This is a genomic window from Streptomyces harbinensis, assembly GCF_900116145.1.
GTDB lineage: Bacteria > Actinomycetota > Actinomycetes > Streptomycetales > Streptomycetaceae > Streptomyces > Streptomyces carpaticus.
Genome location: NZ_FPAB01000003.1, coordinates 84,920 through 97,498 on the forward strand (window position 1 = coordinate 84,920; position 12,579 = coordinate 97,498).

Sequence of the window (12,579 nt, forward strand, 5' to 3'; positions counted from 1 at the left end):
CGGCGGGGCCGGGTCACGGGCGGCGCGGCTGCGCCGGGCCGCCGAGCCCCCGGAGCAGATAGGCGCGGTCGACCGGCGGAACGCCGTGCGCGGGCGCGCTGCGCAGATAGCTGCGCCGGTGGACCCCGTACGGCGTGAACGCCGCCACCGCCTCCAGCACCCGGCGCTCGGCCGCACTGGGCTCGCCGACCGGCGGCGCGGTGAGGACGAACCGGACCCCGAGGTGGTCGCCCAGCGCGTCGTACAGCGTCTGGAGCGGGGTCTCCTCGGGATGGGTGATGTGCCGGGTGAGCGGCCGGCCCGGCTCCGGGTCGGCCGCCGCGCCCGCGTCGAGCATCATCCGGGCGGCGGTGTCCACCGGCAGCATGTTCTGCCGGCAGTCCGGCCGCCCCGGCAACCGCACCACGGCCGGGGGCTGCGCGGCGTTCCGCAGCGTGCGCCCGTACGCGGCGGCCATGTCGAGCAGGGTGTGCCCCGGCGCACCGGCGGCGGGCGGCCGGTCGGTGACCAGCAGGCTGGGCCGGTGGATGACGACCCGGGCCCGGTGCCGGGCGGCCCAGTCGTGCACGTGGCGTTCGGCCTCGTACTTGGACTGCTCGTAGAAGTTCACGAAGCCGTGGGAGCCGTCGAGATCGCTCTCGGCGATCGTGCCGGTGTGCCGTTTCCCGGCGACGAACGCGGTACTGACGTGATGGACCGGCGTCCCGGCGGGCGCGGCGGCGGCGAACTGGAGGAGATGCCGGGTGCCGGTGAGGTTGGTGCTGTTCGCGGACCGCTGCGACGCCGCGAGCCCGACATGCCCGGCAACATGCCAGATACTGTCCGCCGCCTGGGCCAGCGCGGTGAACTCTCGCCCCGGTAACCCGAGATCGGCCCGGCCCAGATCGACCTCCACACCCCGGACGCGCTGCCGCGCCGCCTCGACAAGAGGCGCGGGCGCCCCGAGCGCCCGTAACGCCCCCGCCACCCGCTCCCCGGCCGGCGCCCGCCCACCCCGCACGAGCGCGGTGACGGACTGCCCGCGCTCCAGCATCAGCCCCACGAGCCGCACCCCGAGAAACCCGGTCGCACCGGTCATGACGACGGTCATCGCTGCCTCCTGGGACCACGGCCGTACGGTGACAAACGCCTCCACAGTAGGCACAACGGGGGCAAGGACAACAGACCGCTTGACGAGCAACAGGGCTTGCCGCCCGGGCAACCGGCCGGACCTGCCCGACCCGAGAGCGGGGTGGGAGCCGGGTAAAGTAAGCAAAACCCACCTGCCCCGGCCCTGAACGTGCAGGTCAAGAACTGTGCTCCCCGCACACGCGGGGATGGTCCCACCTCGGCAGCCGGCTCCACCCGGTCACCGGCGTGCTCCCCGCACACGCGGGGATGGTCCCTACCCCTCCCCGTGCGTGGATTCCCGCACCGCTGCGAATTGGTGGCGGATGCCCGTGCCTGTTGCCAGGGCTTCGTCCGTGGGGTGGTACGTCTCGCCCGCCGGTTCGGGCCATTTGGGTGGGGTGTCGGGGGACAGCGTGCCCTGGTCCACGCCCAGGGACCAGGCTGCCTGGCGGGCCGCGCCCAGGGCGGTGTACGTGGCGGGGGCGGGGATGACGACCGAGGCGCCGAGCAGGGAGGGGGCCAGGTCGCGGACGGCGGGGAGGTCGGCCGCCGCGCCGAGGAGGAAGACGCGGTCGATGCGGACGCCGCTGCGGCGCAGGACGTCCGCCGCGTCCGCCAGGCCGCACAGCATGCCCTCGAAGGCCGCGCGGGCGAGGTGTTCGGGTTTCATGCTCTCCCGGCGCAGGCCCGTCAGGGTGCCCGCCGCGTGGGGGAGTGCGGGGACGCGTTCGCCGGCGAGGTAGGGGAGGAAGACCAGGCCGTGGGCGCCGGGTGTGGAGCGCAGGGCGAGGTCGGAGAGGGCCGGCAGGTCGCAGCCGAGGAGTTCGGCCGTGCCGCGCAGGACCCGGACCGCGTTGAGGGTGCGGACCACCGGCAGGTGGTGGCCGGTGGCGTCCGCGTACGCGGTGACGCTGCCGGTGGCGTCCGGGGGCAGTGCCGCTCCGTGGACCGCGCACACCGAGCCGGAGGCGCCGAGTGAGATGACCGCGTCGCCGGGGCCGACGCCGAGGCCGAAGGCCGCCGCCATGGTTTCCCCGGTGCCGGCGGAGATCAGCTGGCCCTCGGGGGTGCGGCCCGCCGGCTGGGCGGGGGCGAGGACTTCGGGGAGGGCGACGGCGTGGCCGAGGGCGAGTTCGACGAGTTCGGGGCGCCAGGCGCCGCCGAGCGGTGACCAGTAGCCGGTGCTGGAGGCGCCGCCCCGGTCAGTGGCCATCCGGGCGGGGCGGCCGAGGAGTTGCCACACCAGCCAGTCCTGGGCGAGCGCCACTCCGGCGACCCGGCGGGCGGCCTCGGGGTTCTCGCGGGCGAGCCGGCGCAGCCGGGCCACCGGGGCTCCGCCCTGCGGGACGGAGCCGACCGCGCGGCTCCAGGCGTCGGGGCCGCCGAGCGCGTCGACCAGTTCGCGCGCCGCGGTGTCCAGGGCGGCGGCCCGGCCGCGGTCCTCGGCGCCGACCGGCGGGGAGGCGGCGCGTACGGGGGCGCCGGTTTCGTCGAGTGCGACGACGGCGTGCGCCTGGGCGGCGACGCCGATGGCGGAGACGTCCTCCAGGACGCCGCCGCCGGCGGCGTCCCCGAGGGACAGCAGCCACGCCTCGGGGGTGGCTTCGGCGGCCGGGTGGTCGGCGTGTCCGTGCCGTACCACCTGGCCCGTATCGGCATCACAGACCACGATGCGGGTGTAAACGGATGAGCTGTCCAGACCGGCGACAATCCCCATGGGGCAGATGATGCCCTACCGCACCGGACATCCGCCCCCGGCGATCAGTGTTGTGACAGTCCGCTCATCACTCTGTAGCGGTAGTGGTGGCGGTCGCGACGGCGGTGGCGATGCCCTGGCCGCGCAGGGTCTCCCGCGCCGCCTGCGGCAGGCCGTCGTCGGTCACGATCGACTCGAACGCGTCGAGCCCGGCCACCCGGTACATGCCGAAGGTGCCGTACTTGGCGGAGCCGGCCAGCAGGACGGAGCGCGAAGCGCTCGCCATGGCGGCCTGTTTGACCTCCACCTTCGCGGGCGACGGCGTGGTCACCCCGCGCTGCGGGTCCCAGGAGCTGGTGGAGATGAACGCGATGTCCAGCGCGAGCTGGGTCAGCGTCTGGGCCGCGAGCCGCCCCACGGTGGAGCGGTTGGCGTGCTCTATGCGGCCCCCGGTGTGGATGACCTCCACGTCCGGGTTGCCCATCAGGGCGTTGGCCGTGGTGAAGTCGTTGGTCACCACCGTCATGCCCTGGCGCCGCACGAGGTGCGGGACCAGGGCCTGACAGGTGGTGCCGGCGTCCAGATAGACGGTGGTGCCGTCGTGCAGGAGTTCCCCGGCACGGGCGGCGATGGCGAGCTTCGCCGGCTGGTCCATGGTCGACTTGTCGACGAAGCTCGGCTCGTGGTGCACCTGCCCGGCGATGCGCACACCGCCGGGCACCGACACGGCGCGTCCCTGCCGCTCCAGCGCGGCGATGTCGCGCCGCACCGTCATGTGGGAGACCCCGAGCAGCTCGGTCAGCTGGTGCACGCTGAGCACCGAGTGCCCGCGCAGCAGCTTGATGAGCAGCTCCCGGCGCTGATCGGGGATCAGCGGGGTGTCCGGGGACGCGTCCGAGGCCACGTTCGTACCTCCCAGTGCCTTGTCTGTCTGTCGGCCTGTCTGTCTGTCAGCTTGTCAGCCCGTACGCGCCGGTCGTCAGATGACGCCGAACCCGTACAGCGCGTACACGATCGCGAAGCCGGTGACCCCGGACAGGGCCGAGGCCACCCCGATGGAGCGGATGCCCTGGCCGACCGTCATGTTGGACAGGGTCGTGGTGACCCAGAAGCCCGAGGAGTTGGCGTGCTTCATGATCTGCGCTCCGGTGCCGCACGCCAAGTAGATGGCCAGCGCGGAGATGCCCAAGCCCTCGGCGAGCGGTTCCATGATCGCGGCGGCGGTCATCACGCCGAGGATATTCGAACCCGTGATGGTGCAGATGGCCGCGGCCACCAGGAAGGGCACGATGATCGGGGACAGGCCCCAGTCCTGGATCATCTCGGCGACGGAGTCCGCCACCTCGGTGTCCCGGATGATGGTGGCCAGCGCACCGCCGACACCGGTGAGGGCCAGCGGCATGGCGGCCAGCTTCAGACCGGCCTCGAACAGGTCGTTCAGGGTCTCCTTGCTGGACCAGCGGCGGCCGAACAGCGGCAGCGCGGCCAGACAGCCGATGAACAGGGCTATGACCGGCTCGCCCAGGAACGCGAGGACGCCGCCGACGGAGTTGTCCGCCTCGAACAGGTCGACCACGAACGAGCTGGCCATGATCAGGACGATCGGCAGGAAGATCGGGACCAGCGACATCCACAGCGGGGGCAGCTCGCGCTCGCTCTCGCCGTCCGCGTCGGTGCCGGAACCGCCCAGGGAGAGGCGGGGCTTGCCGGTGCCGTCGCCCGCGGCGGTGCCCGCGAGGTGGTCGGTGAACTCCGGCTTGGGGTCGACGTGCGTCTTGATGGTCAGCAGGTACAGCGTGGCGACGATGATGCCGGGGATGGCCACGACCAGGCCCCACAGCGTCGCCTCACCCAGGTCGACGCCCAGCAGCGAGGTGGCGGCCAGCGGGCCGGGGCCCGGGGGCACCAGCGAGGTCATCACATAGGCGCCGATGTACAGGATCGGGCCGAGCCGCATCATCGACATCTTCGACTGGTACGCGATGGCCGAGACCACCGGGATCAGCATCAGCACGACGGTGTCCGCGATCAGCGGGATACCGACGACCGTCGAGGCCAGGGCGATGGCCCACGGCACCTTCCGGCCCGAGAACAGGCTCAGTGCCGCCTGCGTGATCCGCAGCGCCGCCCCGCTCAGCTCCAGCATCTTCCCCAGCACACAGCCGAAGATGACCAGCAGACCCACGCTGGCGAGCGTGTTGCCGAAGCCGGTGGTGACCAGCTCGATCGTCTTGGCGCCGCCCATGCCGAGCACCAGGCCCAGCGAGGTGACGATGATGAACAAGGTGGCCACCGGGTGGACCTTGAACTTGGCGATCAGCAGCACCAGCGCCGCGATCGCCGCGCCGAACGCGAAGAGCGTGTAGGCGTCGGACATGGCGAACCTCTTTGTTTCATGGCCGCGTCACTGCGGCCGTCCTGGGGAGGGGGAGTGGGGGGAGATCAGGGGGTGGGGGTGGTGGGGACGGGGGTCGCGGGGTAGGCCGCGCGCCCGGCGGTCCAGGCGGCGAGCAGGTCGGGGTCGTAGCCGCTCACGTCGTCGAGGGTGAGCAGCGCGCCGGCCGCCACGTCCCGGACGAGGGTGGCGTGCGCGGCCAGGTACAGCGGCGCGGTGCCGGTGGGCGCGTCGGCCACGGGGAGCAGGACGGGGGCCACGCCGGTCACCTCGTGGTGGTGGCCGCCCATGGTGAGGACGGTGCCGGCGGTCAGGTCCTGGGTGGCGCGTCCGGCGAGCACGGCGTGCTGGGTCGGGGTGGGGGACCCGGCGGGGATGCCGCGCAGGACGGCGTCGCGCAGGGTGGTCGGGGTCTCGACGCCCATCAGGTGGTAGGGCAGGTAGAGGCAGGCGTACCGGCCGTCGCGGCTGACGACGTGGCCCTTCTGCCGCAGCGTCTCCCAGGTGATGGAGTCGTGGGTGCGGACGACGACGAACACGCCGCCGGCGAAGCTGGCTTCCTCGGGGAGGCGCAGCACACTGAAGACGTCCACGACGCCGGGCCGGGTGACGACGCCGCCGTGCTCGCGCAGCGCGTAGACGTCGGCGAGTTCGGCGGTGCGGGCCACCGGGTAGTGCATCGCCTCGACGTCCGGGGTGAACCCGGTGCTGGTGGCGACCACGGCCATCTCGCAGTAGTCGGCGGCGGCGCTGCGCTTGAGGGCGGTGACGGCCTCGGCGCGGGCGGCGAGGGTGGTGCGGACGCCGTCGGGGCCGTCGGCCAGCTTGAGCAGGCCGCCGAGGGCGGGGGCGTGGACGGTCTGGTCGAGCTGGGTGACGGTGCCGGTCTCGGGGTCGTAGACGAGGTCGTACTCGCTGGACTTGCCGATGGCGACGATGTCGAGACCGAGGCCGCTCGCCCAGGTGAAGAGCTGGATGAGGTTGGCGGGCTGGTCGCCGGTGGCCGTGGTGTACACCACACCGTGCCGGGCGGCGAGCGCGGCCAGCTCGACGCCGCTGACGGAGTCGACCTCCTTGCTGACCATGGCGACGTGCCGGCCGCCGGTCAGGGCGGTGCGGGCGGCGCGGTAGCCGACGGCGGGGTTGCCGGTGGCCTCGACGAGGATGTCGTAGGAGGCTTCGGCGAGCAGCGCGACGTCGGCGACGACGGCGGTGCGGCCCGCGGCGCGGGCGGCGTCGAGTCCGGCCCGGTCGGTGACGACGGTGAGGGAGCCGGGTCCTTCGGCGGGCAGGCCCAGTTCGGTGCCGAGCGCCAGTACGCCCTCGGTGTCGAGATCGCACAGGACGGCCGGCTGGACGTCGGCGGTGAGCCGGGTCTGGGCCAGCAGCGTCCGCGCGAAGCCGCCGCGCGCGCCCGTCAGTGCGTACGTGACGGTTTCCCGCGTCCCGTGCGGCTCGGCGTTCATGGTGCCCTCCTGGCGCTGGTGCTCTGCGGGTGAATCGGGTGAACCCGCCTATGGAGCGCGAACGTAACGCCAATTAACATGAGCGTCAACTGTAGTACCATAAATTCACAGATTGGCGCGGTGGAATCACGCGCCTCTCGCCTGGATACGTAAGAACGGCCTAACGGACGGTGACGGGAATGGCGACAGGACTGGTCAGATGGGGCGGCGTGGCCGATGACTTCACCGGTGCCACCGACCTCGCCACCAACTGGGTCGCCCGGGGGCTGCGCACCAGCGTCACCCTGGGCGTCCCCAGCGACGAGGAACTCGCGGACCTGCGGCTCGCCGGGATGGACGCGGTGGTCGTCGCGCTGAAGACCCGCACCGCGCCCGTGCGGGACGCGGTCACCCAGTCGGTGGCCGCGCTGGACGCCCTGCGGCGGCTGGGCTGCTCCCGCTTCTACGACAAGTACTGCTCCACCTTCGACTCCACCCCGCAGGGCAACATCGGCCCCGTCGCCGACGCCCTGCTGGCCCAGCTCGGCGCCGACAAGGCGGTCGTCGTGCCGTCCTTCCCGGCCACCGGGCGCACCGTCTACCAGGGGCACCTGTTCGTCGGCGGGCAACTGCTGAGCGACAGCTCCATGCGGCACCACCCGCTCACCCCGATGACCCGCTCGGACGTCGCCGAGCTGCTGCGCCCGCAGACCCGGCACCGGGTCGCCACCGTCCCGCTCCAGGTGGTACGCGCCGGGGCGGCGGCCCTGCGCGCGGCGATCGACGCCGCGGACGGCACGTACGTGGTGGTCGACGCCGTCGACGAGAGCGACCTCGCCGTCATCGCCGAGGTCACCGCCGGCGACCCGCTGGTGACCGGCGGCTCCGGGCTCGCCCTCGGGCTGCCCGCCGTGGCCGACGCCCCGGCCACCGCCGCGATGCCGGTCGCCGCCGGCCACCGCGCCGTGCTGGCCGGCAGCGCCTCCTCGGCGACCCGCGGCCAGATCGCCCACGCCCGCGCGCACCTGGCGCACCGCAAGCTCGACCTGGCGGCGCTGCGCGCCGACCTGGCGGGCGAGGTGGAGCGACTCACCGCCTGGGCGACCGAGTGCTGGACCCGCTCGCCCGGCGAGCCGGTGCTGGTCTACGCGGTGGACTCACTGGAGGACCTGGAGGCGGCACCGCCCGCCGGGCAGCGGCCGGCCGCCGAGCTGATCGAGGAGGCGCTGGCCGGCTGCGCCACCGCCTTCGCGGCGGCCGGGGCCCGGCAGTTCCTGGTGGCGGGCGGCGAGACCTCCGGCAGCGTCGTGCAGGCCCTGGACGTCCGGCGGCTGGAGCTGGGCCCCGCGCTGGCGCCCGGCGTGTCGTGGGCGCACGGCACGGCCGGCGACGGCCGCGCGTACAACCTCGCCCTCAAGTCGGGCAACTTCGGCCACCAGGACATCTTCACGGCGGGCTGGCAGGCCCTTGCGTGACTCACACAGCGAACGGGAGCGGGAACGGCACATGAGCGACGCACGCCACGAACTCGTCGCGGCGGGGCGTGAGCTGACCGCCGCCGGGCTGAGCCCGGGCGCCTCGGGCAACCTCAGCGTCCGGATCGGGAACCGGATCCACATCACCCCGACCGGGACACGGCTCGACACGCTGGACCCGGACGGCCTCGCCGTCCTGGACGCGGACGCCCCGGTGGACACCCCGCTGGAACAGGCGCTGCTGGCCGGGCCGCGGCCCTCCAAGGAGTTCCCGCTGCACCTGGCGCTCTACCACCGCGACCCCGCGACGACCGCCGTCGTCCATCTGCACAGCGCGCACGCCGCCGCGTACGCCTGCCTGCCACCGTGGTCGGAACGCAGCGCGGTGCCGCCGCTCACCCCGTACTTCGTGATGCGGGTCGGCCAGACCCCGCTGGTGCCGTACGCGGAGCCCGGGGACGTGACGCAGGCGGTGCTGCTGCGCGAGCTGGACTTCCCGTTCCGGGCGGCCCTGCTCCAGAACCACGGGCCGGTGACGGCCGGGACCTCGATGGCGGCGGCGGCCGACGCGGCGATAGAGCTGGAGGAGACGGCGCGGCTGCTCCTGCTGCTGAACGGCGGCACGCCCCGGCTGCTGACCGAGGACGAGGCCGGCGCACTGGCCGAGCGCTACGGCACCCCCTGGCAGCCGGTCACGGCCGGCTGACACCCCCGCGCGGCAGAACGGGTTCGGAGCCCCCGGCGGAGATCCGCCGGGGGCTCCGGCGCGCCCGGCGCCCGCTCAGGCGGCACCGAGCCGGACCGTCCGGGTCTCCTCGGTGAAGGCGCCGAACGAGAGGGACCAGCTGTCGGCGGCGGGCCAGTGGTAGGTCACGGCGCCCTCGGCCGGCCGGTAGTGGGCGGTGTAGACGGTGCCGAAACCCCGGTCGTACCCCCCGTGGTGCAGCGGCGGGCGCAGCATCGCGGCCACGTCCGGACCGGCCGCCCGGACGGCCGCGAGCCGTTCCCCGGTCCGGGTCTCCCGCTCCTGCTCCGGCGGCACCGGCTCGCTCTGGTGGTTGGCGGCGCAGGCGTCGGGGGCCTCGGTGAGCGGGATGTCCGGGCCGAGATGGACGGTGACGGCGCGGTGCGGGTCCACCAGGGTGAGGTTCTGCGGGACGGTGATGGGGAGGGTGCGCAGCCGGGCAAGGGCCTCATCGACCGTGGTGCAGGTCTCCAGCAGATAGCGGATGACGATCACCACCGCGAAGCCCGGCCCGTGGACCTTGCGCCCGCCGAAGGTGAGGGAGATGGCCAGGCCCGCGTCGTTCATGCCGTCCAGCAGGCCCCAGCCGCCCTCCTGGGTGCCGATGACCGGGCGCAGCAGGTGGGAGCGGACGATGGAGCCCTCGACCTGGTCCGGGTCGAAGTCGTAGTTGCGCAGGAGTTCGCCGCCGGCGCCGATCTGGGTGCAGCCGGCGTAGAAGGGGCGTACGGCGGCCAGGGTGAGGAGGGTGCCGGTGTGCGGGATGTCGGCCAGTCCTGCGCGCAGCCGCTCCAGAGCCGGTACGAGTTCGGGCAGGTGGGTCTCGAACAGCCGCCGGGCGGCGCGGGCGCCCTCGTCGGTGCGGCCCTCCTCGGTCAGCCAGCCGGCCAGGGCCTCGGGCGGATAGGTCGCGCGTATCAGCCCGGCCCACCGGCCGTCGTCACCGGAGCCGACATCGACGGTCCGGAAGGTCTTGTGTGGGGTGTTCGCCATGGGCGGCACCGTAGCGGGATCCGATAAACGTTCGCGGTACGAGCCCGCCCGCCCGCCGGGGGGACTTCACACCACGGGGCGGGCCGGGCGGGCTCTTCCCCCTACCGCGGCGAGGCGGCCCGTGGATGATCCGCCGGGCCGTCGGTGGGGGCGTCGGGGGGCGGCTGGCCGGTGGCGGCGGCGCGGGCGGCGCGCCGGGCCCGGTCCATGCCGCGCCATTCGGGGCGCAGTCCGGTGAGGGACGTGGTGACCGCGTACAGGATGCCACCCGTGACCAGGGCGGGCACCAGTCCGATGCCGCCGATGGCGGCGCCGGCCAGCAGTCCGCCGAACGGGATGCCCGACCAGGCGAGCGAACTGACCAGGCCCTGCACCCGGGCCAGATGGCTGCGCGGGGCGCGCTCGACGATGATCGCGCTGATGATCGGGTTGAGGAAGCCGCCGCCGAGGCCGCCGAAGGCGAAGACCGCGACCACCGCCCACAGCGGGGCGCCCGCCGCCAGGACGAGGAAGCGCGGTGCGCCGGCGATGAGGAAGCCGACGAAGAACACGGTGCGCCGGGGCATGCGGTGCGCGATGGCCGCCGCGACCAGGCTGCCGGCCACGGCGGTGATGCCGTTCGCGGTGCCCAGCAGGCCCATCACCTCGGGGCCGTGCCCGGCCCCTTTGACCCACACCGGCAGCATGACCTGCATGAAGGCCGCGTCCAGCAGGTTGGTGACGGCGATCATCAGGGCGATGGACAGCAGCAGCGGATCACCGCGCACCACGCCGAACCCCTGGCCGAGCCGGGCCCAGTAGCCCAGGTCGTCGTCGCCCGCGCCGTCCGGGTCCCGGTGCGGGCGGCCCATGGCGCGCGGCAGGGTGGCGGCGATGATCAGCGAGCCGGCGGCGAAGCAGCCGGCGATCACGAAGAGCGCGCTCATCGAGCCGATCAGCGCCACCAGCAGCCCGGCGGCGCCGGGCCCGATGGTGGCGGAGAGCCGTTCGGTGGTACCGGAGAGGCCGGTGGCCCGCTCCAGCGGGACGCGGCAGCGCTCGGCGGCCTCCGGGACCATCACCTGCTTCGCCAGGTCGCCCGGCCCCCGGGCGGCCCCGATGACCGCCACCAGGGCGAGCAGCACGGGCAGCGAGAGCGCGCCGGCCGCGTGCAGCAGCGGGATGAGCAGCGCGGGCACCGCGCTGACCAGGTCCATGGTCCAGGAGACGCGGCGCGGGCCGATCCGGTCGATGACCGGCCCGGACAGGCCCTTGAGCAGCACGTAGGGTGCCATCTCGAACAGCGCGACCAGACCGGTCTGCACCGCGCTGCCGGTGGTGGTGAGGACGAACCAGGGCAGCGCGATGGTGGAGATCTTGGTGCCGGTCTGGGAGACGGCGACGGCGCCGAGCAGCCCGGCGAGCGGGCGCAGCGTCCGTCTCTCATCAGCGTCGGCGCCGGGGTCGGCGGTGGGCGCACCGGCCGTCACCGTTCCTCCTCATTCCGGTCAAGGCCGGCTCCTGCCGGGTCAAAAGATCCCTCAAGGCCGGGCAAAACATGCAGCACGACCTGGACCCCTTCGGCACCCTCGGGCGCCTCCCCGGGCCCGGTGGCGGAGGCCGGGCGGTAGCGGGCGACGACCTCGTCCAGCTCGTTGCGCAGCCGGGTCGCCTCCTGCGGGGTGAGCCGCAGCAGCCGGTCGCCGAGGCCGAGGGTCTCGCGCCATTCGCGGGGCATCGTCACCAGTTCGTCGAGGGTGCGCCGGGTGGCCTCGGCGTGCGCGAGAGCAACGGACTGGAGGAAGGCCAGGGTGGCCTCGGGCTCCCGCTCGCGCAGGGTGCGGTCGCCGAACGAGGTGAGCCGGTGGACCGAGCGCCACCAGCGTTCCCGGGCGTTTCCGCGCTCGGTGTCCTCCTCGACGAAGCCGGCCGCGGCCAGCTGCCGCAGGTGGTAGCTGGTGGCCCCGGAGGTGAGCCCGAGCCGGGTGGCGAGCAGGGTCGCGGTGGCCGGTCCGTTGCGGCGCAGCAGGCCGAGCAGCCGGACCCGTACCGGGTGGGCGAGGGCGCGCAGGCCCTTGGCGTCGAGGACGGCGACGTCCCGCTCGTCGTACGGCAGGGGGGCGGGCTGTGGATCGGTCATGGACGCACTCTAGAACCGCAAAGAGAGTTTTGCAAAGAAGTCTTTCCAAAGAGTTCCGGGCAATCCGCGTGGCTATCCTCGGCCCCGACCACTGCGGCTCAGGAAGGCGCGACACACTCATGGGCACCAAACGAACCCCGCTGCCGGGCGTGGGCGTTCAGTACGACATCAGCAGCCGTGACGGGCGGCACATCTCCGTCGTGGCCCACGAGGACGGCCGGCGCTTCCTGGGGTTCTACGACCCCGAGGACCCCGACACCTGCCGCTGCACCGTGCCGCTGGACGCCGACGAGGCCGCCAAGCTGGCCTCGCTCATCGCCCCGGACTCCACCAGTGCGTCCTTCGCCCCCGGCGAGATCGGCCTGGACCTCATCACCGAACGCATCGCGATCGGCGCCGACTCGCCCTACCGGGGCCGCCCGCTCGGCGACACCAGAGCACGCACCCGCACCGGCGCCTCGATAGTCGCCGTGCTGCGCAGGACCGGCGCCCACCCGTCTCCCGGTCCCGACTACCGACTCGAGGCAGGTGACACGCTGCTGGTCGTGGGCACGCGCGAGGGTGTCTCCGACCTCGCCGACATCATCGCTGGGGGATAACC

Annotated in this window: 11 protein-coding genes; 3 read left to right on the plus strand and 8 right to left on the minus strand. The window is 73.6% G+C overall.

Features of this window, described 5'->3' with window-relative positions; all coding sequences use genetic code 11:
- Window positions 1-13: 13 nt before the first annotated feature.
- The 5 genes from BM385_RS08135 to BM385_RS08155 all read right to left on the minus strand — a co-directional run bounded on the left by BM385_RS08135 (window position 14) and on the right by BM385_RS08155 (window position 6,667).
- Window positions 14-1,090 (minus strand): SDR family oxidoreductase, encoded by a 1,077-nt coding sequence (locus BM385_RS08135; protein ID WP_093842637.1) that lies wholly within the window; start codon window positions 1,088-1,090, stop codon window positions 14-16.
- 294 nt (window positions 1,091-1,384) lie between these two features.
- The gene (locus tag BM385_RS08140; RefSeq protein WP_093842638.1) at window positions 1,385-2,827 is read right to left on the minus strand and encodes an FGGY-family carbohydrate kinase; all 1,443 of its coding nucleotides are present in this window, start codon (window positions 2,825-2,827) and stop codon (window positions 1,385-1,387) included.
- Window positions 2,828-2,894: 67 nt separating this feature from the next.
- Complete coding sequence (locus BM385_RS08145; RefSeq protein ID WP_019435574.1) at window positions 2,895-3,710, minus strand: DeoR/GlpR family DNA-binding transcription regulator; 816 nt, start codon at window positions 3,708-3,710, stop codon at window positions 2,895-2,897.
- A gap of 75 nt (window positions 3,711-3,785) precedes the next feature.
- Window positions 3,786-5,183, minus strand: a complete 1,398-nt coding sequence (locus BM385_RS08150) for a GntP family permease (protein ID WP_019435575.1) — start codon at window positions 5,181-5,183, stop codon at window positions 3,786-3,788.
- Window positions 5,184-5,248: 65 nt separating this feature from the next.
- Complete coding sequence (locus tag BM385_RS08155; RefSeq protein WP_093842639.1) at window positions 5,249-6,667, minus strand: homoserine dehydrogenase; 1,419 nt, start codon at window positions 6,665-6,667, stop codon at window positions 5,249-5,251.
- A gap of 191 nt (window positions 6,668-6,858) precedes the next feature.
- Between BM385_RS08155 and otnK the strand changes: the two genes are divergently transcribed.
- Entirely contained in the window at window positions 6,859-8,121 is a 1,263-nt protein-coding gene (otnK, locus tag BM385_RS08160) for a 3-oxo-tetronate kinase (RefSeq protein ID WP_093842941.1), read from the plus strand.
- 31 nt (window positions 8,122-8,152) lie between these two features.
- Window positions 8,153-8,827 carry a class II aldolase/adducin family protein gene (locus tag BM385_RS08165; RefSeq protein WP_093842640.1) on the plus strand — a complete coding sequence of 225 codons (675 nt, stop codon included), beginning with the start codon at window positions 8,153-8,155 and terminating at the stop codon, window positions 8,825-8,827.
- Between the two features lie 75 nt (window positions 8,828-8,902).
- Here the strand turns inward: BM385_RS08165 and BM385_RS08170 are convergent, their stop codons facing one another.
- The 3 genes from BM385_RS08170 to BM385_RS08180 all read right to left on the minus strand — a co-directional run bounded on the left by BM385_RS08170 (window position 8,903) and on the right by BM385_RS08180 (window position 11,978).
- On the minus strand, window positions 8,903-9,859 hold the full coding sequence (locus BM385_RS08170) for a C45 family autoproteolytic acyltransferase/hydrolase (RefSeq protein WP_093842641.1): 957 nt from the start codon (window positions 9,857-9,859) through the stop codon (window positions 8,903-8,905).
- Window positions 9,860-9,960: 101 nt separating this feature from the next.
- Window positions 9,961-11,328 (minus strand): MFS transporter, encoded by a 1,368-nt coding sequence (locus tag BM385_RS08175; protein ID WP_019435580.1) that lies wholly within the window; start codon window positions 11,326-11,328, stop codon window positions 9,961-9,963.
- Window positions 11,325-11,978, minus strand: coding sequence for a winged helix-turn-helix domain-containing protein (locus BM385_RS08180; protein WP_093842642.1), 654 nt, complete (start codon window positions 11,976-11,978; stop codon window positions 11,325-11,327). The genes BM385_RS08175 and BM385_RS08180 overlap by 4 nt, the downstream gene beginning before the upstream one ends.
- 119 nt (window positions 11,979-12,097) lie before the next feature.
- On the opposite strand from BM385_RS08180, the gene BM385_RS08185 reads away from it, so the two are divergent.
- Window positions 12,098-12,577: a cation:proton antiporter regulatory subunit gene (locus BM385_RS08185; RefSeq protein ID WP_019435582.1), complete on the plus strand. Its 480-nt coding sequence runs from the start codon at window positions 12,098-12,100 to the stop codon at window positions 12,575-12,577.
- The last annotated feature ends 2 nt before the right edge of the window (window positions 12,578-12,579 follow it).